Source organism: Pseudothauera nasutitermitis, from assembly GCF_004801295.1.
GTDB classification, from domain to species: Bacteria; Pseudomonadota; Gammaproteobacteria; order Burkholderiales; family Rhodocyclaceae; genus Pseudothauera; species Pseudothauera nasutitermitis.
Genome location: NZ_SSOC01000005.1, coordinates 49378 through 68888 on the forward strand (window position 1 = coordinate 49378; position 19511 = coordinate 68888).

Consider the following 19511-nt stretch of genomic DNA (forward strand, 5'->3'; position numbering starts at 1 on the left):
CGACGATGAACCGCTCCCGCCCGCCTCCGCATACCGCCGGCTTCACCCTGGTGGAGTTGGTCATCGTCATCATCATTCTGGCCATCCTCGGCGGGCTGACCGTCGGCATCCTGCTCAACCCTTTCCAGGCCTTCCAGGACCAGGCCAACCGCGCTCAACTGGTAGTGGAAGCCGACCTGGCACTGACCCGTATGGTGCGCGAACTGCGCATGGCATTGCCCAACAGCGTGCGGGTGGGCGGCGGCGGGCAGTACATCGAATTCATCCCCACCCTCGCAGGGGGGCGCTATCGCGCGCGCCCTGATCCAAATTCAACGCAGCCAGCCGACCAAGACCGACTCGATTTCGGCGGCGACACGTCCTTCCAGATACTTGGACCACTGCTCAGCGGCACAACGGACATCAGCCAGCTTCCGGGGCGACGCCTGGTCATCTACAACGCTTCTGCGGACGGCAGCAGTCCCGCCAGTGCCTATACGCCGAACTCGAACTGGAGCACGGTCAATGCTTTCGACCCCGACACCGGCATCCTGAGTTTTACCAGCAAGATTTTCCCGTTTGCCTCCCTCGAAAGCCAGCGATTCGACATCGTCGATACGCCGGTCAGCTTTTTCTGCAGCAACGGCACTTTGTGGCGTGCCGACAGCTACGGTTTTTCGGCCAATCAGCCAATCACCGCAGCAGCGTTCAACAGCGGCAATGTGCGAGTATTGGCGGAAGGCGGAGCAACCTGCACGTTCGCGTACCAGGCCGGCGATCACGTCCGCAATGGCGTGGCCAGCCTGCGCCTGACGCTGACCCGCAACAATGAGACCATCACCCTGCTCTACCAGGCCCAAGTGGTGAACGCACCATGAACCGGCAAAGGGGCTTTTCCATCATCGCGGTGATCTTCATCCTGGTCGTGCTGGCCGGACTGGGGGTGGTGATCGCCCAGTTAGGCGCCACCCAGCACCTCGGCGTGCTCGCGGCACAGGAAGGCCGACAAGCATGGTATGCCGCACGCGCAGGGCTCGAGGTAGGTCGTCAACGCGCTGAGGCGGGCACTTGCACCGAAACAGACACCTTCACATTTCAGGGGTTCACCATAACTTGGCAGTGCCAGGAAAATACGGGTATCTGGGAAGGCGACGATACGCTCTCGGTATACGCACTTACCAGTACCGCAACCCGCAACGACGGGGTACTCGGCCAGATTGCACGTGAAGCGCAGATGACCCTTTGGACAAGCCCATGATCTCGGCCAGATTCCGCACCTCCGTGCTTTCGATTCTCGCTGTGCTGGCCTGCTCGGCGGTGCTGCTGCACATGCCCGCCGCGCAGGCCCAAACCGTGGTCGCCGATTACCGCATGGACGAATCCCAATGGAGCGGCCAGAGCGGCGAGGTGACCGACAGCAGCGGTTACGGTAACCACGGCACCCCGTACAACAGCGGCACTACGGCCGACGCACGGGTCTGCCGTGGAGGCTGGTTCCGTGGGGAAGGCTACAACGCTGCTCCCAACAATACTTGGTACACGGCTCGTTATTACGTCGATGTACCCGATCGGGATTCGCTCTCCCCTCTGGCGGCCAGCAGCTCCGCATCGATGACGGTCAGCGGCTGGTTCCGGCTATCCACCACTTCCGGCACCCACACCGTCGTGCATAAGGGAGAGGGCGGCACGTCGCAGGAATACCGCGTGTTCATTGAGGGCGGACGGCTCAAATTCACTGTATGGGACATCTACGGCGGTAGCCAGACCCTGGAGCTTGCGCAAAATCTGTCCGCCGACACGTGGTACTACTTCAGCTTCAGCGCCGATCGCTACGTCTATCTGATTTTCTGGCCACGCATCACGCTCTCTGGACGGATTTATGGCCCCAGCGGGAATACACCGCTGACAACGGCCAGCAACACCTCCGACTACGCCACTGGCACCAAGAACACTTCCGGACGCTTGGTCATCGGAGCAACCCGCTGGGACAGCGGCGCACCCACCAATTATTTCGATGGTCTCATCGACGAGTTGCGCATTTACTCGGGCATCCCGGGCAATGCAGCCATCGTGGCGCACAAGAATGCGACACGCACCTGCACCAGTCCGATGACCTGCTTCACCGACGACTTCGACCGCAGCGCCCTGGGCGACGACTGGTCGGTCACCAACAAGAGCGGCAGCTTCGGCAACCCACGCATCGTCGACAACCGCCTGCGCCTGACCGACAACAGCGGCAACGTCGCCACGGCCTCCACGCTCCAGCGCCTGTTCCCCTCGGAAAGCAACCTGGTCACGCTGGAGTTCGATTTCTACGCCCACAGCGGCAGCGGTGCCGACGGTGTGGCAGTCGTGCTGTCCGACTCGGACGTGACCCCTTCTCCGGGGGCCTACGGCGGCTCTCTGGGCTATGCGAACGGACACGGCCTCGCCGGATTCAGTGGCGGCTGGCTGGGCGTTGCACTGGACACCTACGGCAACTACTCGAACCCCACCGAAGACCGCCGCGGCGGCCCCGGTTTCCGCAGCAACGCCGTGGCCATGCGTGGCTCGGGCAGCGGGCAGGATGGCTACGCCTACATCACCGGCACCGGCACACTGTCACCCACCGTACGCAACAGCACCGGCCACCGCTACCTCATTACCATCGACAGCCAGGTCGCCGGGCGCTCCATGGTCAGCGTGGAACGCAATACCGGCAGCGGTTTCCAGACATTGATCAGTTCAACAAATGTGCTCGCCAGCAGCGGCCAGGCCGCCGTGCCGGAGAACTTGCTGCTCACCCTCACCGGTTCCACCGGCGGCAGCAATGACATCCACGAGATCGACAATGTGCGGATTTGCGCGCTGCGCATGGAGCCGCTGGAACGCCCCATTCACCATTTCGAAATTCAGCATGACGGCGAAGGGCTGACCTGCGCACCGGAAACGGTGACCGTTGTGGCCTGCGCCAACGACGACTGCAGCGAGCGCTATACCGGCGATCTGGCTTTGACCTTGAGTGCGGATAACGCGACCGGAGTAGATGTCGATGGCGCCATTGCCGGAGGTGTGGCCCGTTTCAAGGTGCGCAGGACCACGGTCGGCGATGTCGACAACCTCGACATCGCCAGTAGCGTGCCAACCGCAGCCAACGTCACGCGCTGCTTCAACAACGGCGTGCAAGGCGGCTGCACGCTGAGTTTCGTCAACAGTGGTCTGAAATTCTGGTTCGACGAAGACGGAGACGGGAACGGAGAATTCGGTTTGCCGAATCTGATTTCCGGCAAACCTTCCAGCAATATCTTCCTGCGCGCGCTGAAAGCCAGCGACGACGATCCGCAGACCTGCGCCCCTGGCATGACCGGCACGCGCACGTTGGGTTTCCGCTCGTGCTACCAGGATCCGAATACCGGCACGCTGGCGACTAACGTCGATGGCACCCCGGTCACCACCACCAGCTCATGCAACGGCGCCTGGACCTGGATCAACCTTGAGTTCGACGAAAATGCGCAAGCCCCCATAGAACTCCGCTACGACGACGCTGGCCGGATGCGTCTGCAAGCGTATTACCAAGGGCTGGCGGGCAGCGAAGACGAGGGGCTGACACTCCAGGGCAACAATACTTTCACGGCCAGGCCAGCCGGCTTCTGCGTGGAAAGGCCGTCCCCGCTTACCAACCCCGGCGACCGCAGCGGCTATTGCACGGCCCCCTATCCGGACTGCGGCTCCTTTATCGCGGCCGGACGGAATTTCGATTTACGTATCGCTCCGGTGGCCTGGGAGAAGGAGAACGATTCCGACTTGTGCGAGGGCAATGCCATCACCCCCAACTACAAGGAGTTCGGCTTCGACTACCTGGGCAGCGTACTGCTGGCACCGGCTTCAGGGCGGAATGGCGAGACGGGACAAACCAGCCGGGAGCATGTGGCGGGCGAATCCAGGGAAGTGGTGATCCAGCAGTCCATCAGCGAAGTCGGCGTATTCAGCTTCGATGTCAGGCACAACTATCTGGGAGCGGGCGACGTCTACGGCATTTCCCGCCCCATAGGCCGCTTCGTTCCCGCCCGATTGGCCGTGAGCGCCAACACCCCGAAATTTGAACACGCTTGCCCGGGCGGTTCGTTTACCTATCAAGACCAGCCCTTCGGTTTTCTGATCGCCCCACAGATCACCGTTACAGGAAAGAACACGGCGGACGAGACGACGACGGACGACACGACGACGCACAACTATGGCGGCGCATTCTGGAAACTGAATTCGAATCTCGCTGGACGGGTTTTCATACACAACAGCACGGCGCTTCCCACGGATGCAACACTTACGCAGTTGAACACCGGCAGCGTTAACCTGACCGGCACCGGCGATTACGACGGTCAGGGCATCTTCACGATCACGGATGCACGCCTGCTCTACGACAAACCGGCAATACCCCGGGTGCCGTTCAATGCCAGCGTGGATTTGAACCTCACCGCTCCAGATTTCACGGATGCAGACGGCGTGTGCCATGAGCCTGATCCGGTTGGTAGCCCAGGCGTCTGCGCCGGCTTCAGCATCAGTTCGATTGGAGACACCGAACTTCGATGGGGAAGAATGGTGGTGGACAATGAACACCAGCATCTGGGCAGCCTGCCCATCACATTGCCTGTGAGAGCGGAGTATTACTTTGCTGCGCCCGGATCGAATCCCCGGTTCATGACCAACGGAGAAGACGTTTGCAGCGCTCTCGGCGCCAACCAGGTTCAGATGCGGAACACCACCGGAGAATCGACCACCAGTATCGCCATTGGCTCCGGCACAACTACGCTGGGAGGTTTCGGTACGCTTGCCTCGGGCGTGCTCGGCCTGACGCTGAGCGCACCAGGGTTGAACAACGCCGGCTTCGTCGACGTAAGCCCGGACCTTTCCGCTGCAGGCTTCCCCTGGCTGCAATACGACTGGGACGGCAACGGCTTCCACGACAACAACCCCACCGGCCGCGCAAGCTGGGGCCTGTACCGGGGCAGCCCCAACGTGATCCGCCTGCGCGAGGTGTGGCGCTGAGACGCGGCGGGCAGGCGGGCGGGGGATCGCGCCAGGCAGCTTGAGGGGCGGCTGTCGCTGCGCAGCCCGGTCGATGTGTACCTGGCGGCTGGCATGGCGGCGCATCTGTTGTACACGGCACGCCGGACCGAGGCGGAAAGCCGGGCCGTACCTCGCGGATGAGGCGGCATTTGCCAGGTTCGTCCCCGGCCGGGCCGGTGCCGGCCTGGACGTGTCACCAATTCAAGCGGCTTTCTTGGCCAGATCGTTCTGTGCGCGCTTGCTCACGGACAGGATTTCGATGCCGACAAGGGTTCCGCTTTCATCGTAGTCGGCGATGATGCCGGGCTCGATTTCACGGGTGGAGGCGACTTCCTTTTCGGAGATTCCGACGTAGGCGCAGTCTGCGATGGGATCGAACTCAAGTTTCATGGCTGTCTGCCTCTTCGAAGCAGGCGGTGATGATGAAGGGCGGATTCGTCGTTTCCTTGTAGATCACGCGCAGCACTTTGAACCGTTCCGGGACATAGAGCAGGGCGTGGGCTAGTTCTGGATCGTCGTGGTCGGGCTCGATCCGCAGTGGATTCTCCAGGGCGGCCTGGACCCACTCGGTGCGGACCTTCCGCTGCGCCAAGCGTTTCTTGGCGTGTTCAGTCAGGCATGAATTCCATGGGATGTTCCTGGCTGGACTGGTGACAGACGTAGCTGCTCAATGGACCTGTTTGTCACCGAGCCGGACTCTACCACCGTTTTAGTGACAGAACCGCCAGGGCAGGGCCAAGGCACAGAGGGCCATCGCATGAAAGGCCGTGCCCAGGCCAGTCACATGCCGGCTGGCGGCAGCTCCTCGCGCCGGCGCCGTGCTTTTTCGGCATAATTCCCCCAGCCAACCGGGAGGGAAGACGATGCGACGCGTGGTGTTCAATCAGAAGGGCGGAGTGGGCAAATCCACCATCACCTGCAACCTGGCCGCCATCGGCGCGCACCAGGGGCTGCGCACGCTGGTGGTCGATCTGGACCCGCAGGGCAATTCCACCCAGTACCTGCTGGGCGCCGACGGTGCGGACCAGGACGTCACGCTGGCCGATTTCTTCGACCAGACGCTCAACTTCAAGCTCAACCCCAAGGCCACCGAGGAGTTCATCGTGGCCTCGCCGTTCGAGGGCCTGCACGTGATGCCCTCGCACCCGCAGCTGGAAGAGCTGCAGGGCAAGCTGGAATCGCGCTACAAGATCTACAAGCTGCGCGACGCGCTGGACGAACTCTCGGGCGACTACGACTGCGTGTGGATCGACACGCCGCCGGCGCTCAACTTCTACACCCGCTCGGCGCTGATCGCCGCCAACGCCTGCCTGATCCCCTTCGACTGCGACGATTTCTCGCGCCGCGCGCTGTACGCGCTGCTGGAAAACGTGGAAGAGATCAAGGCGGACCACAACCGCGACCTGGCCGTGGAAGGCATCGTGGTGAACCAGTTCCAGCCGCGCGCCACCCTGCCGCGCAAGGTGGTGGAAGAGCTGGTGGCCGAGGGCCTGCCGGTGCTGGAGCCGTATCTGTCGGCCTCGGTGAAGATCAAGGAATCCCACGAGCAGGCCAGGCCGATGATCCACCTGGACTCGCGCCACAAGCTGTCGCAGGAGTTCATCGATCTGCACGATACGCTGGCGCGCAGGTACGGGGCTTGAGTGGCGGGCGGGCCTTGCCCGATCCGAACGCGCTTCCTGGATCATGCCCATAATCTGGCCAACCAAATCGCTCAGGAAGTACCGCGATGAGGACCGTTCCCGTCTATGAAGCCAAAACCAGGCTTTCCGAGCTGCTCGCCGCAGTGGAACACGGCGAGCAGGTGACCATCACCCGCCACGGACGCGCAATCGCCCGTCTCGTTTCGGCCGTCGAGGCCGACGCATCGGTGCAGTCGCAACGCCAGCGGGTCGTCGGCGCCTTTGCGCGGCTCCGCGAGTTGCGCAAAGGGGTAAGCCTGGGGCAGGAACTCAGGGAGGCCATGGAAGAGGGGCGCGACTGATGCCCTTCGTACTGAGAAGCGCAGGCGGCGCCTCCCCGGTTTACACCCGGACCTGCCGCATCAGCGGCTCGAAGCGATACATCGCAGAACGCCGCCCGGACGCCTCCCGCACCGTCTGCAACAGGCCTTCCTGTAGCAGTACCCTGGTAAAGCGGGCTGCGGTCTGCACTGGGATGCTGGCATTACGGGTGAAGCGGCTGTTGCTGAAAACCGGGTTGGTGAACAGGTAGTCCAGCGCCGCAACGGCATACTTGGAGGCCAGCAGTTCCGCAAAGATCGGCTTCATCTCCGCGTAGAAATCGCTGATCGCCCGCGCCGCCTCCAGGTTGCGCACCGCTTGCTGTTCGACGGCCGCCAGAAAGAACAGGCACCAGCCATCCCAGTCGTTCTCGGCCGATACCTTGCGCAACCGTTCCAGATACTCATCCTTGTGGTCTTCGAAGTAGCGGCTGATGTAGAAGTGGGGAGCGGCAATGACCTTGCCCTGCCATAGCATGAGCGTTATCAGCATGCGTCCCACCCGGCCGTTGCCATCCTCAAAGGGGTGCAAGGCTTCGAACTCCGCATGCGCGAGCGCGGTGCGCAGCAGCACCGGCATGGATTCGTCACTGATGAGCCGGAACAGGCTTTCCATGCCCACGGGCAGATGCTCCGGCGCAATCGGCACGAAACTCACTTGCCGGCTGCCGCGCTCGCCAATGTAGTTTTGCTCGCGCTTGTAGGCCCCCGGAGACTTGTTGGCGCCGCGCCCGAAGGACAGCAACTGGCGGTGGATGCTTTTCAGCAGGGATTCGGACAAGGATTGGCCCTGCTCCATCCGTAGCTGGGCGGTATTCAGGGCGCGCCGGTACAACGCGGTTTCGATCGCGTCGGAGCGAAACTCGTGTGAGGCATTCACATCGTCCTCGCCAAACTCGGCCTCCAGTTGAAGGATCTCGTCCAGCGTGCTGATGGTGCCTTCCATACGCGAGGAGACCACGGCCTCCTGGCCTCGCAGGGGCGCCAGAAAGAGTTCGCTGTTGTGCAGACCGCTCAGCATCTGATCGTAGCGGGCGAGCGCCGAAGTGGCCCCCAGCAAGGGTTGCATCAGACGCGCCAGATCGAGCCGGGCAGGTGGAAAGTGGCCGAGGTGGTAGTGGACTGCCTGGCTGATATCAAAGCTCATTTTCGCGTGCAAAATATCATCAAAAGCTCTTGTTGTTTACGTATACGCCATTTTTCAACAACAAGAAAGCTAGCTGATGATGAGTGATCGACAAGCACGTTTGTCGTTAAAATTTTTCACGACGTCAACGACAAGCGGATTTGTTGCTCACCTGTAAACATCGAGCTCGGTTGTCTTCAAGATTTCCCGGCTTTTGCAACACAACTCAGCAAGGCTCCAGCTTGGCCACGCCGAGCAGCAGCCACTTCACCCCGGCATCGCCGAAGTTGATCTGCACGCGGGCGTCCGACCCACTGCCCTCGGCGGCGATGATCACGCCCTTGCCGAAGCGCGCGTGGGCCACCAGTTGACCAATGCGCAGGCCGCCGGGCAGTTCCTGCGTGGACTTGGGCGCTGGCGGCGTTGCCGCGCGGCTGGAAAACGCGCCGCGCGGGGGCTGGTAGAACCCACGGCTGCTTTCCTGCGCGAAGCTGCGCGGATGCTGTGGGGTGAGCCAGCGCGTGAGCCCCTCCGGGATCTCTTCCAGAAAGCGCGAGCGCGGGTGGTAGCGCGTCTGGCCATGCAGCATGCGGCTTTGCGCGAAGGAAATGTACAGGCGTTTGCGCGCGCGGGTGACCGCCACGTACATCAGCCGGCGTTCTTCTTCCAGGCCATCGGGGTCCTGGATGCTGTTCTCGTGCGGAAACAGCCCCTCTTCCAGGCCGGAGAGGAACACCGCGTCGAATTCCAGCCCCTTGGCGGCATGCACGGTCATCAGTTGCACGGCGTCCATGCCCTGGTCGGCCTGGTGCTCGCCAGCCTCCAGCGAGGCATGGGCGAGAAAGTCGGCCAGCAGGGCGTGGTCGGCTGCCAGCGCGTCGGTGTCGGCCTGGGCCTCGGCGACGAAGTTGGCCGCGGCGGCGATCAGTTCGTCAAGGTTTTCCAGGCGCTCGCGGCCTTCGCGTTCGGCCTGGTAGTGCGCGCGCAGGCCGGAGGCGTCGAGCACGTGGTCGACCAGTTCGGGCAGTTGTAACTTGGCGGTGTCGCGGCGCAGGTTTTCCACCAGGCGCACGAAATGCCCCAGCGAGGTGCCCGGCTTGCCGCTCAGATGCGGCACGGCGGCGTACAGGCTGGTGTTCCAGGTGCGCGCGGCTTCCTGCAGGGCTTCGACGGAACGCGCGCCGATGCCGCGCGTGGGGAAGTTCACCACGCGGGCGAAGGCGGTGTCGTCGTCCGGATTGGCGATCAGGCGCAGATAGGCCAGTGCATGCTTGATCTCCTGGCGCTCGAAGAAGCGCAGGCCGCCATACACGCGGTAGGGGATGCCGGCGGAGAACAGCGCGTGTTCCAGCACGCGCGACTGCGCGTTGGAGCGGTACAGCAGGGCGATGTCGGCACGCAGCGCGCCCTCGCGCACCAGTTGCTGCACTTCGTCGACGATCCAGCGCGCCTCGTCCTTGTCCTCGAAGGCCTCGAAGATGCGGATCGGTTCCCCCGCGCCGCTCTCGGTCCACAGATTCTTGCCCAACCGCCCGGCATTGTTGCGGATGATGGCGTTGGCCGCATCGAGGATGTTGCCGTGGGAGCGGTAGTTTTGCTCCAGGCGGATCACTTCCTGGATGTGGAATTCGCGCTCGAAGTCGCGCATGTTGCCCACTTCGGCGCCCCGGAAGGCGTAGATGGACTGGTCGTCGTCGCCCACGCAGAACAGGCTGGCCGGCGGCTCGCCGCCAGCCAGCAGCTTCAGCCAGCGGTACTGCAGCACGTTGGTGTCCTGGAACTCATCGACCAGGATATGGCGGAAGCGGCCCTGGTAGTGGCGGCGCACCGGCTCGTTGCGTTCCAGCAGTTCATAGCAACGCAGCAGCAATTCGGCGAAATCCACCACGGACTCGCGCTGGCATTGCGCCTCGTACTCGCGGTACAGCTCGACCCGGCGCTTGGTGTAGTCGTCCCAGGCTTCCACCGCCTCGGGCCGCAGGCCGGCTTCCTTCTGCGCGTTGATGAAGTGCTGCAGTTCGCGCGGGGGGAATTTCTCGTCGTCGATGTTGAGCGTCTTCAGCAGGCGCTTGATGGCGGCCAGTTGATCGGCGGAATCGAGGATCTGGAACAGCTGCGGCAGGCCGGCATCGCGGTGATGCGCGCGCAGCAGGCGGTTGCACAGACCGTGAAAGGTGCCGATCCACATCCCCCGGGTGTTGATCGGCAGCATCGCGGTCAGGCGCGCCACCATCTCCTTGGCCGCCTTGTTGGTGAAGGTGACCGCCAGGATATTGGCCGGACTGCAATCCCCCTGGCTGAGCAGCCAGGCGATGCGCGTGGTGAGCACCCGCGTCTTGCCCGAGCCGGCGCCGGCGAGGATCAGCGCATGCTGCGCCGGCAGGGTGACGGCACGCTGCTGGGCTTCGTTGAGATGGGCGACGAGCGGGGAAGAAGTGGCGGGCATTGGCGTTTCCTTGTTTGCCGCCATTTTATCCGCCCTGCGGCATGCGCTGCGGGCGCCAGGCGCCGGCACACCTTTGTTGCGACGCAACAACATTTGACTTGCGGGGACAGACTGGCTGCGCTATCTTGCAATTGCGTGATTGTGCGCAGCAACAATTTGCTACTAAAGACATAGTTGAAAAACGCGTATCGGCCCTAAAATTCAGGCTAACGCGCAATGTCGCAACGCACACCACAGAGAGCCGCCCGCGTCTCCGGCCCACAAGGCCCGACAGGGCAACAGGCCGAGATCCGGCCGACAGGAGAACAGAACATGAACACACCGAAACTGCTGCCTTGGTACGCCAGCAAGGCCGGCGTATCCGAAGAACGCGCCGCCGTACTGTGGCGCAAGGCCGTGCGCAAGGCCACGGCGGAAACCGGCTGGGTCGGCACCTCCGAATACTGGGGTGCGACCATGACCCACTTCCAGCGCCTGCTCGAAGAAGAACGCGACACCCTCTGTGCGCCGCAGGTCACCGCGCTGGTGCGCAGCCAGAACCGCATGTGGCGCCTGCCGCTGATCGCCATGGAAGACATGTGCTCCGCGATCAACGCCAACTGGCAACGCAATCTGAACACTCACCGCCGGGCTGCCTGAGCGCGACCCGGCCTACCGTCTCCCTCCTCTCCTTCAATAGGAGTTCGGCATCCGGTGCACACCGGATGCCGTTTTTTTTTGCCGCCGGGCCTCCCCAACGCAAAGAACGCCCCTCGGGGCAGCGACCCGCGCAGTGGTGGAGCATGGAGGCCCTTGAATACGTACGCCGCCCGGCCACGCGGCGGGCCACCCCGCCTTCGCGCTATACTTGCACGTTATCTTCGCGCCCAACCCTAGAGCTTCTTCATGCAGGACAAATACCAGCCCGCCGCGGTCGAAACCGCCGCTCAACAGCACTGGGACGACACCCAGGCATTCCGCGCCGTCGAAGACACCAAACGCCCCAAGTACTACTGTCTGTCGATGTTTCCCTACCCGTCCGGCAAGCTGCACATGGGGCACGTGCGCAACTACACCATCGGCGACGTGCTCTCGCGCTACCACCGCCTGCGCGGCTACAACGTCATGCAGCCGATGGGCTGGGACGCCTTCGGCATGCCGGCGGAAAACGCCGCCATCCAGAACAACGTGCCGCCGGCGCAATGGACCTACGCCAACATCGATTACATGAAGGGCCAGTTGAAACGCCTGGGCTTCGCCATCGACTGGTCGCGCGAGGTCGCCACGTGCACGCCGGAGTACTACCGCTGGGAACAATGGCTGTTCACCCGGCTGTACGCCAAGGGCCTGATCTACAAGAAGCTCGGCACGGTGAACTGGGATCCGGTGGATGAGACCGTGCTGGCCAACGAGCAGGTCATCGACGGGCGCGGCTGGCGTTCCGGCGCGCTGGTGGAAAAGCGCGAGATCCCCATGTACTACATGAAGATCACCGCCTACGCCGACGAACTGCTCGAAGCGCTGGACGGCCTGCCCGGCTGGCCGGAGCAGGTCAAGCTGATGCAGAAGAACTGGATCGGCCGCTCCCAGGGCGTGGAAGTGCACTTCCCCTACGATCTGTCCACCGTGGGCAAGTCCGGCGTGCTGAAGGTGTTCACCACGCGCGCGGACACCTTGCTGGGCGCCACCTACGTGGCGGTGGCCGCCGAGCATCCGCTGGCCGCCCAGGCCGCCGCCGGCCACCCGGAGCTGGCCGCCTTCATCGAAGAATGCCGGCACGGCGGCGTGGCCGAGGCCGATCTCGCCACCATGGAAAAGAAGGGCATGCCCACCGGCCTGCGCGTAGTGCATCCGCTCACCGGCGAATACCTCCAGGTATGGGTGGCCAACTATGTGCTGATGGGCTACGGCGAAGGCGCGGTGATGGCCGTGCCCGCGCACGACGAGCGGGATTTCGCCTTTGCCACCAAGTACAGCCTGCCGATCAAGATGGTGGTGCGTTCCACCCACGACGCCTATGAAACGGTGGTGGCGCCGTGGATCGACGCCTATGCCGAACACGGCAAGCTGGTGAATTCCGGCAAGTACGACGGCCTGCGCTTCGACGCAGCGGTGGATGCCATTTCCGCCGATCTGGCCGCCAAGGGCCTGGGCGCCAAGCGCACGCAGTACCGCCTGCGCGACTGGGGCATCTCGCGCCAGCGCTACTGGGGCTGCCCGATTCCGATGATCCACTGCGCCGATTGCGGCGACGTGCCGGTGCCCGACGCGCAACTGCCGGTGGTGCTGCCGGAGAACGTGGAGATCACCGGGCGCGGTTCGCCGCTCGCCAAGATGCCGGAGTTCTACGAATGTGCCTGCCCGCAATGCGGCAAGCCGGCGCGGCGCGAAACCGACACCATGGACACCTTCGTGGAATCGTCCTGGTACTTCCTGCGCTACGCCTGCGCCGACAATGCCACGGCAATGGTCGATGAGCGGGTCAACTACTGGGCGCCCGCCGATCAGTACGTGGGCGGCATCGAGCACGCCATCCTGCACCTGCTGTATTCGCGCTTTTTCACCCGCGCAATGCGCGACGAAGGACTGGTGAACATCTCCGAACCCTTCACCAACCTGCTCACCCAGGGCATGGTGGTGGCCGAGACCTATTACCGCGAGCAGGCCGGCGGCAAGAAGCAGTGGATCAACCCGGCCGACGTGCAGGTCGAACGCGACGACAAGGGCCGCATCACCGCCGCCCGGCTCGCCGCCGACGGCCAGCCGGTGGTCATCGGCGGCACCGAGAAGATGTCCAAGTCGAAGAACAACGGCGTGGACCCGCAGGCCCTGGTGGACCAGTACGGCGCCGATACCGCCCGCCTGTTCATCATCTTCGCCGCCCCGCCCGACCAGCAGCTGGAATGGTCCGACTCCGGCGTCGAAGGCGCCTCGCGCTTCCTGCGCCGTGTGTGGAACTACGGCCACGCCTTCGTGCAGGAAGTACGCCCCGCGCTGCCGGCGGCGCGCAAGCTGGGCACGGGTGAGCTGCCCGGCGCGCTCGCCGACGTCCGCCGCGAAATCCACACCCATCTCAAGCAGGCCAACCACGACTTCGGCAAGCACCAGTTCAACACCGTGGTGTCGGCGGCCATGAAGATTCTCAACGCGCTGGAAAAGGCCCCGCGCGAGCCGGCCGGCGCCCACGCAGAGATCGCCGAGGAAGGTTTCGGCATCCTGCTGCGCCTGCTCTCGCCGATCACCCCGCACATCAGCCACGCCCTGTGGCAGGACTGCGGCTTCGGCGCGGACATCCTCGCCGCTTCCTGGCCGGAGCCGCAGGCAGCCGCCCTCAAGCAGGACGAGCTGGAACTGATGGTGCAGGTCAACGGCAAGCTGCGCGGCAGCATCAAGGTGCCCGCCAGCGCGGGCAAGAGCGACATCGAAGCCGCCGCGCTGGCCAGCGAGGCTGCCCAGCGCTTCATGGAAGGGCAAGCACCGAAGAAGGTGGTGGTGGTGCCCGGCCGCCTGGTCAATATCGTGGTCTGAGGCCCAAACATGACCGATCTCTCCCGACGCCGTCTGCTCGCCGCCGGTGCCCTGCTGGCCACCGGCCCGCTGCTCGCCGGCTGCGGCTTCCGCCTGCGCGGCCCGCAGCCGATGGCTTTCTCCACCATCTATCTGGGCGTCAACCCGCACAGCGGCCTGGGCCCCCTGCTCGCCCGCCAGATCCGCACGTCGGGCAGCACCACGGTGACCGACGACCCGGCGCAGGCCGACGTGCGCCTGCAGATTCTGCGCGATACGCACAGCCGGGAGATTCTCAGCCTCACCGGTGCCGGCAAGGTGCGCGAGTACGAACTGACCCGCGAACTGGGCTTCCAGCTCGTCGCCCGCAGCGGCGAGGTACTGATCGAGCCCACACTGCTGACCGCGCGGCGCGACTACACCTTCGATGACTCCCGCATTCTCGCCAAGGAGCAGGAAGAAGCCCTGCTGCTGCGCGACATGCAGGACGAACTGGTGCGCCAGTTGATCCGCCGCCTGTCCGCCGTGCAGATGTGAGCTCGCGTAGCGACCCGGTCTCCGCGCTGCTGGCGCGCGAACCCCTCGCACCGCTCTGGCTGCTGCACGGCAACGAGCCCCTGCTGGTGCTCGAGGCTGCCGACGCCATCCGCGCCGCCGCGCGCGCGAGGGGTTTCGAGGAGCGCGAAACCCTGGTGGCCGGCCAGGGTTTCCGCTGGGACGCGCTGGCACTGGCCGCCGGCAACATGTCGTTGTTCGGCGGCAACAAACTGATCGACCTGCGCATTCCCAACGGCAAGCCCGGCCGCGACGGCGGCGAAGCCCTGCAGCGCCACGCACGCGCCTTGCCGGAAGGCACGCTCACGCTGGTCACCCTGCCCGAGCTCGACTGGGCCACCCGCAAGACCGCCTGGTTCACCGCGCTGGCGCAGGCTGGCCACGCCCTGGAACTCAACGCCCCGGAGCGCGAGCGCCTGCCCGAATGGATCGCCAGCCGGCTGGCCACACAGGGCCAGAGCGCCGAGCGCGACGCGCTGGTGTTCATCGCCGACCACGTGGAAGGCAACCTGCTCGCCGCCCACCAGGAAATCCGCAAGCTCGGCCTGCTGCACGGCGAGGGCAAGCTGAACCTGGAACAGGTGCAGGATGCCGTACTCAACGTCGCACGCTACGACATCGACAAACTGCGCCAGGCCGTGCTGGAGGGCGATCCCGCGCGCTGCGCACGCCTGCTCGACGGCCTCGCCGGCGAAGGCGCGGCGCCGCCGCTGGTGCTGTGGGCACTGGCCAACGAGATCCGCACCCTGGCCACGCTGAAATCCGGCCAGGCCGCCGGCCAGCCGCTGCCCGCGCTGCTGAAGGCCGAACGTGTGTTCGACGAACGCCGCAAGCAGGCCATCAGCCGCGCCCTGCCCCGCCTCGGCCTGGGCGCATTGCGCGCCGCACTGCTGCACGCCGCGCGCATCGACCGCATCATCAAGGGCCTGGCCGCCGGCGATCCGTGGGACGAGTTCCTGCAACTCTCCCTGCGCCTGGTACGGCGCTGATCCTCGGCCCGGCATGCGCCGATGCCCACAAGCGCCACATTCGATGCTCTAATCGTTTCTTTGCCTTCCGCAAACCGGTTTTGACGATGGACGTCCAGCAACTCATGCAGACCCTGGGCCGCCAGGCCCGCGCCGCCTCCCGCCACCTGGCTGCCGCCTCTACCGAGGCCAAGAACGCCGCGCTGCTCGCCATGGCCGCCGAAATCCGCGCGCGCCGCGCCGAACTGCTCGCCGCCAACGCACGCGACCTGGAAGAGGCCCGCGCCGCCGGTCTGGAAGCCGCGCTGGTCGACCGCCTGACCCTTACCGAAAAGGGTGTGGAAGCCATGGCCGTGGGCCTGGAACAGGTCGCCGCGCTGCCCGATCCGGTCGGCGAGATCGACGGCGTCAAGCGCCGGCCCTCGGGCATTCAGGTCGGCAAGATGCGCGTACCGCTGGGCGTCATCGGCATCATCTACGAGGCGCGCCCCAACGTCACGGCGGATGCCGCCGCGCTGTGCCTGAAGTCCGGCAACGCGGCCATCCTGCGCGGCGGCAAGGAGGCCCTGCACAGCAATCAGGCCATCGCCGCCTGCGTGCGCGCCGGCCTGGCCGCCGCCGGCCTGCCAGAACACGCCGTGCAGGTGGTGGCCACCACCGACCGCGCAGCGGTGGGCGCGCTGATCACCATGCCGGAATTCGTTGACGTCATCGTGCCGCGCGGCGGCAAGGGGCTCATCGAACGCATCTCGCGCGAGGCCCGCGTGCCGGTCATCAAACACCTGGACGGCAACTGCCACGTGTATGTGGACGACGAGGCCGATCCCGCCAAGGTGGTGCCCATCGTCGAGAACGCCAAGACCCAGCGCTACGGTACCTGCAACACCACCGAGTCGCTGCTGGTATCGCGCACCGTGGCCGACCTCTTCCTGCCCGCCATCGGCCAGGCGCTGGCCGCCAGGGGTGTGGAGATGCGCTGCTGCACCGACGCCCTGGCGCTACTGCGCGAAGCCGGCATTCCCGCCGGACTGCTGCGCGCGGCGGTGGAAGAGGATTGGCGCGAGGAATACCTGGCGCCGATCATCGCGGTGAAGCTGGTCGACGGCCTGAGTGAGGCCATCGAACACATCAACACCTACAGCTCCGGCCATACCGAGGCGATCCTCACCGAGAACCACACCAGCGCGATGCGCTTCCTGCGCGAGGTGGATTCGGCCTCGGTGATGATCAATGCCTCCACCCGCTTCGCCGACGGCTTCGAATACGGCCTGGGCGCGGAAATCGGCATTTCCACCGACAAGATCCACGCACGCGGCCCGGTCGGCCTGGAAGGACTGACCAGCCAGAAGTGGATCGTCTTCGGCAATGGCGAGGTCCGCCGCTGACCAGACGATGAGCGCCGACGACGCCCTGCCGGCCACGGAACGTGCGGAACTGGATGCGTTCTGCGACGCGATGTGGCTGGAACACGGCCTGGCGCGCAACACCCTGGCCGGCTACCGCAGCGACCTCACCTTGTTCGCCGGCTGGCTGGTGCGCCGTGGCGGCAGCCTGCGTGCGGCCAGCTACGCGGAGCTGAGCGCCTATCTGGCCGATTTTTCCAGGCGCGCCAAGGCCACCAGCCAGCGCCGCCTGTTGTCCGCCTGGCGGCGCTATTACCGCCACCTGCTCGCCGGCGGACAGCGCGACGACGACCCCACCGCGCGCCTCGACCCGCCGCTGCCTGGCCAGCGCTTCCCGCGCACGCTTAGCGAAAAACAGGTGGAAGCCCTGCTCGCCGCGCCGGATCCCGGTACCCCGCAGGGCCTGCGCGACCGCTGCATGCTGGAAGTGCTGTACGCCACCGGTGTGCGCGTGTCCGAACTGGTCGGCCTGAAGACCTTTGCCGTCGGCCTGGCCGAAGGCGTGGTGCGCGTCATCGGCAAGGGCGACAAGGAGCGCCTGGTGCCGCTGGGCGAGGAAGCCGCCGACTGGATCGCGCGCTACCGCGCCGAGGCCCGCCCCGCCCTGCTTGCCGGACGCAGCTGCGACGAATTGTTCGTCACCCGTTTCGGCGCCGGCATGACCCGGCAGATGTTCTGGCGCATCATCAAACAGCACGCGGCCACCGCCGGCATCGCCGCGCAGGCGATCTCCCCGCATGCGCTGCGCCATGCCTTCGCCACCCATCTGCTCAATCACGGTGCCGATCTGCGCGTGGTGCAGATGCTGCTCGGCCATGCCGACATTTCCACCACGCAGGTCTATACCCACGTCGCGCGCGAACGCCTCAAGTCCCTGCACAAAACGCATCACCCACGCGGCTGAACGGAATTCCCAGTCCGCCGCGCCTGTCGAAAACCGATCACCGGATCACGAGCACGAACATGGCCAGACACGAATCGAACGGCCCGGAAACACCGGCCACGCGCTTTCTGCGCACGCATGGCGTGGCTTATTCCAGCCATCCGTATGCCTACGAGGAACACGGCGGCACGCGGGTTTCCTCGCGCGAACTGAATGTCGCCGAGCATGCGGTGATCAAGACCCTGGTCATGGAAGACGAAAAGGCCGCGCCATTGATCGTGTTGATGCACGGCGACCTCAAGGTTTCCACCAAGGAACTGGCCCGCCAGGCCGCACGCAAGCATATCGAACCGTGCAAACCCGAAACGGCCAACCGCCATACGGGTTATCTGATCGGCGGCACCTCGCCGTTCGGTACGCGCAGGAAAATGCCGGTATTCATGGAAAAAACCATCCTCGACCTGCCGCTGGTGTATATCAATGGCGGCCGCCGCGGCTTTCTGGTCGGCGTGCATCCGCACGACATCCTCCGGATATTGCAGCCAACGCTGGTTCTGGTGGGCCATTGAATGGCTGTTTTCAATTCTTTTGATATTTTTCTCCGATTTATTTTGTACTTCCGGTTTTTTTGATGGCAAAATGCGCGGCATCACGCCGATGAAATTTCTTTTTCACTGCGTGTCGACACCCGGATGAATGATCCCGATACGTATAAAGGAGAAATCATGGAACTTGCCAAACTGTCGCTGACCGAGCTGCGCCGCCTGCAATCCAAGGTGGAAACCGAAATCCGCCGCCGCAGCGACACCGCCCGCCGCGATCTGCTGAAGAAAATCCAGAAACTGGCCGCCGAGGAAGGCCTGTCGCTGTCCGACGTGATTCCCGGCGCGAATGTCGCGGAAAAGAAAGCCGCCGCACCGAAGGCCAAGCGCGTGGTCAAGGCAAGTGCCAAGAAGGGTACCCGTGTGCCCGCCAAGTACCGTCATCCGGAAGATGCCACGCTGACCTGGAGCGGCCGCGGCCGCAAGCCGCTGTGGGTGGAAGGCTGGCTGGGTGAGGGCAAACCGCTCGACGCGCTGCTCATCCAGCAGGCCGCCTGAACGCCGGCAGCACCAAACAAACGGGGCGCCAAGGCGCCCCGTTTTGCGTTCACCACCTCTGCGCTCAGGCCGGCGTGGGCGGCGGCGAATAACCGTTGCGGCCACGCTGGATATATACACCGACCCGGCGCACACCCTGCATCACGCCGATCTTGGCGATGCGGATCTTCACCCACGGCGCGCCGAATTCCTCGAACAGCAGATTCACCACAAACTCGCCCAGGGTTTCGATGAGATTGAAATGGCGCTCGGCCAGTTCGGCGCGGATGCGTTCGATCACCTCGGCGTAATTGATCGTGTCGGCAATGTCGTCGTGCTCGGCAGCGGCGTCCGGCACACCGAAGGTGAGATTCAATTCGACCATCTGCGGCGCGGCCTTTTCACGCGGGTAGATGCCCACCCAGGCACGCACGCGCAACTCTTCGATAAAGATGAAATCCATGTCGGCAACCCGTTGGCCCGTATTTCTCACAGCATCCCTACTGCGGCCGCCGATGCGCTCGCCGTGGCACGCCGTACT

18 protein-coding genes are annotated in these 19511 nt (G+C 64.5%); 13 read left to right on the plus strand and 5 right to left on the minus strand.

Annotation, left to right across the window (positions count from 1 at the left end; all coding sequences use genetic code 11):
- Window positions 1–5: 5 nt before the first annotated feature.
- From E6C76_RS13435 to E6C76_RS13445, 3 genes are read left to right on the plus strand one after another with little or no spacing between them, the layout of a single operon-like run.
- Window positions 6–857: a prepilin-type N-terminal cleavage/methylation domain-containing protein gene (locus tag E6C76_RS13435; RefSeq protein ID WP_136348755.1), complete on the plus strand. Its 852-nt coding sequence runs from the start codon at window positions 6–8 to the stop codon at window positions 855–857.
- Window positions 854–1237 (plus strand): hypothetical protein, encoded by a 384-nt coding sequence (locus E6C76_RS13440; protein ID WP_136348756.1) that lies wholly within the window; start codon window positions 854–856, stop codon window positions 1235–1237. Before E6C76_RS13435 ends, E6C76_RS13440 begins: the two co-directional genes overlap by 4 nt.
- Window positions 1234–5001, plus strand: coding sequence for a DUF6701 domain-containing protein (locus E6C76_RS13445; RefSeq protein WP_136348757.1), 3768 nt, complete (start codon window positions 1234–1236; stop codon window positions 4999–5001). The genes E6C76_RS13440 and E6C76_RS13445 overlap by 4 nt, the downstream gene beginning before the upstream one ends.
- A 222-nt stretch (window positions 5002–5223) precedes the next feature.
- Here the strand turns inward: E6C76_RS13445 and E6C76_RS13450 are convergent, their stop codons facing one another.
- Window positions 5224–5412 carry a DUF2283 domain-containing protein gene (locus E6C76_RS13450; RefSeq protein ID WP_136348758.1) on the minus strand — a complete coding sequence of 63 codons (189 nt, stop codon included), beginning with the start codon at window positions 5410–5412 and terminating at the stop codon, window positions 5224–5226.
- Window positions 5402–5656, minus strand: a complete 255-nt coding sequence (locus tag E6C76_RS13455; RefSeq protein ID WP_136348759.1) for a DUF4258 domain-containing protein — start codon at window positions 5654–5656, stop codon at window positions 5402–5404. The genes E6C76_RS13450 and E6C76_RS13455 overlap by 11 nt, the downstream gene beginning before the upstream one ends.
- Window positions 5657–5885: 229 nt before the next feature.
- On the opposite strand from E6C76_RS13455, the gene E6C76_RS13460 reads away from it, so the two are divergent.
- Window positions 5886–6665 carry a ParA family protein gene (locus E6C76_RS13460; RefSeq protein WP_136348760.1) on the plus strand — a complete coding sequence of 260 codons (780 nt, stop codon included), beginning with the start codon at window positions 5886–5888 and terminating at the stop codon, window positions 6663–6665.
- Between the two features lie 86 nt (window positions 6666–6751).
- Window positions 6752–7006 (plus strand): type II toxin-antitoxin system Phd/YefM family antitoxin, encoded by a 255-nt coding sequence (locus E6C76_RS13465; RefSeq protein WP_136348761.1) that lies wholly within the window; start codon window positions 6752–6754, stop codon window positions 7004–7006.
- A gap of 40 nt (window positions 7007–7046) precedes the next feature.
- Here the strand turns inward: E6C76_RS13465 and E6C76_RS13470 are convergent, their stop codons facing one another.
- Complete coding sequence (locus tag E6C76_RS13470) at window positions 7047–8171, minus strand: Fic family protein (protein WP_136348762.1); 1125 nt, start codon at window positions 8169–8171, stop codon at window positions 7047–7049.
- 205 nt (window positions 8172–8376) lie between these two features.
- Window positions 8377–10596, minus strand: coding sequence for a UvrD-helicase domain-containing protein (locus tag E6C76_RS13475; protein ID WP_136348763.1), 2220 nt, complete (start codon window positions 10594–10596; stop codon window positions 8377–8379).
- Between the two features lie 312 nt (window positions 10597–10908).
- Here E6C76_RS13475 and E6C76_RS13480 point away from each other — a divergent pair, with 312 nt between their 5' ends.
- The 8 genes from E6C76_RS13480 to E6C76_RS13515 all read left to right on the plus strand — a co-directional run bounded on the left by E6C76_RS13480 (window position 10909) and on the right by E6C76_RS13515 (window position 18991).
- Window positions 10909–11235 carry a hypothetical protein gene (locus E6C76_RS13480; RefSeq protein ID WP_136348764.1) on the plus strand — a complete coding sequence of 109 codons (327 nt, stop codon included), beginning with the start codon at window positions 10909–10911 and terminating at the stop codon, window positions 11233–11235.
- Between the two features lie 246 nt (window positions 11236–11481).
- Window positions 11482–14103: a leucine--tRNA ligase gene (leuS, locus tag E6C76_RS13485; protein WP_136348765.1), complete on the plus strand. Its 2622-nt coding sequence runs from the start codon at window positions 11482–11484 to the stop codon at window positions 14101–14103.
- Window positions 14104–14112: 9 nt separating this feature from the next.
- Window positions 14113–14619, plus strand: a complete 507-nt coding sequence (locus E6C76_RS13490) for an LPS-assembly lipoprotein LptE (protein WP_136348766.1) — start codon at window positions 14113–14115, stop codon at window positions 14617–14619.
- On the plus strand, window positions 14616–15626 hold the full coding sequence (gene holA, locus E6C76_RS13495) for a DNA polymerase III subunit delta (RefSeq protein ID WP_136348767.1): 1011 nt from the start codon (window positions 14616–14618) through the stop codon (window positions 15624–15626). Before E6C76_RS13490 ends, holA begins: the two co-directional genes overlap by 4 nt.
- 86 nt (window positions 15627–15712) lie before the next feature.
- Window positions 15713–16990 (plus strand): glutamate-5-semialdehyde dehydrogenase, encoded by a 1278-nt coding sequence (locus E6C76_RS13500; RefSeq protein WP_136348768.1) that lies wholly within the window; start codon window positions 15713–15715, stop codon window positions 16988–16990.
- Between the two features lie 7 nt (window positions 16991–16997).
- Window positions 16998–17912, plus strand: a complete 915-nt coding sequence (xerD, locus tag E6C76_RS13505) for a site-specific tyrosine recombinase XerD (protein ID WP_136348769.1) — start codon at window positions 16998–17000, stop codon at window positions 17910–17912.
- Between the two features lie 59 nt (window positions 17913–17971).
- Complete coding sequence (gene ybaK, locus E6C76_RS13510; protein WP_136348770.1) at window positions 17972–18460, plus strand: Cys-tRNA(Pro) deacylase; 489 nt, start codon at window positions 17972–17974, stop codon at window positions 18458–18460.
- A gap of 156 nt (window positions 18461–18616) precedes the next feature.
- The gene (locus tag E6C76_RS13515) at window positions 18617–18991 is read left to right on the plus strand and encodes an H-NS histone family protein (RefSeq protein WP_136348771.1); all 375 of its coding nucleotides are present in this window, start codon (window positions 18617–18619) and stop codon (window positions 18989–18991) included.
- Window positions 18992–19055: 64 nt separating this feature from the next.
- Here the strand turns inward: E6C76_RS13515 and E6C76_RS13520 are convergent, their stop codons facing one another.
- The gene (locus E6C76_RS13520; RefSeq protein ID WP_136348772.1) at window positions 19056–19433 is read right to left on the minus strand and encodes a dihydroneopterin aldolase; all 378 of its coding nucleotides are present in this window, start codon (window positions 19431–19433) and stop codon (window positions 19056–19058) included.
- Window positions 19434–19511: the final 78 nt, after the last annotated feature.

What these genes read in the sequence shown, in the direction of transcription:
- E6C76_RS13435 (WP_136348755.1), top strand. Translation starts at nt 6, where the DNA reads ATGAACCGCTCCCGCCCGCCTCCGCATACCGCCGGCTTCACCCTGGTG.
- E6C76_RS13440 (WP_136348756.1), top strand. Translation starts at nt 854, where the DNA reads ATGAACCGGCAAAGGGGCTTTTCCATCATCGCGGTGATCTTCATCCTG.
- E6C76_RS13445 (WP_136348757.1), top strand. Translation starts at nt 1,234, where the DNA reads ATGATCTCGGCCAGATTCCGCACCTCCGTGCTTTCGATTCTCGCTGTG.
- E6C76_RS13450 (WP_136348758.1), bottom strand. Translation starts at nt 5,412, where the DNA reads ATGAAACTTGAGTTCGATCCCATCGCAGACTGCGCCTACGTCGGAATC.
- E6C76_RS13460 (WP_136348760.1), top strand. Translation starts at nt 5,886, where the DNA reads ATGCGACGCGTGGTGTTCAATCAGAAGGGCGGAGTGGGCAAATCCACC.
- E6C76_RS13465 (WP_136348761.1), top strand. Translation starts at nt 6,752, where the DNA reads ATGAGGACCGTTCCCGTCTATGAAGCCAAAACCAGGCTTTCCGAGCTG.
- E6C76_RS13470 (WP_136348762.1), bottom strand. Translation starts at nt 8,171, where the DNA reads ATGAGCTTTGATATCAGCCAGGCAGTCCACTACCACCTCGGCCACTTT.
- E6C76_RS13475 (WP_136348763.1), bottom strand. Translation starts at nt 10,596, where the DNA reads ATGCCCGCCACTTCTTCCCCGCTCGTCGCCCATCTCAACGAAGCCCAG.
- E6C76_RS13480 (WP_136348764.1), top strand. Translation starts at nt 10,909, where the DNA reads ATGAACACACCGAAACTGCTGCCTTGGTACGCCAGCAAGGCCGGCGTA.
- leuS (WP_136348765.1), top strand. Translation starts at nt 11,482, where the DNA reads ATGCAGGACAAATACCAGCCCGCCGCGGTCGAAACCGCCGCTCAACAG.
- E6C76_RS13490 (WP_136348766.1), top strand. Translation starts at nt 14,113, where the DNA reads ATGACCGATCTCTCCCGACGCCGTCTGCTCGCCGCCGGTGCCCTGCTG.
- E6C76_RS13500 (WP_136348768.1), top strand. Translation starts at nt 15,713, where the DNA reads ATGGACGTCCAGCAACTCATGCAGACCCTGGGCCGCCAGGCCCGCGCC.
- xerD (WP_136348769.1), top strand. Translation starts at nt 16,998, where the DNA reads ATGAGCGCCGACGACGCCCTGCCGGCCACGGAACGTGCGGAACTGGAT.
- ybaK (WP_136348770.1), top strand. Translation starts at nt 17,972, where the DNA reads ATGGCCAGACACGAATCGAACGGCCCGGAAACACCGGCCACGCGCTTT.
- E6C76_RS13515 (WP_136348771.1), top strand. Translation starts at nt 18,617, where the DNA reads ATGGAACTTGCCAAACTGTCGCTGACCGAGCTGCGCCGCCTGCAATCC.
- E6C76_RS13520 (WP_136348772.1), bottom strand. Translation starts at nt 19,433, where the DNA reads ATGGATTTCATCTTTATCGAAGAGTTGCGCGTGCGTGCCTGGGTGGGC.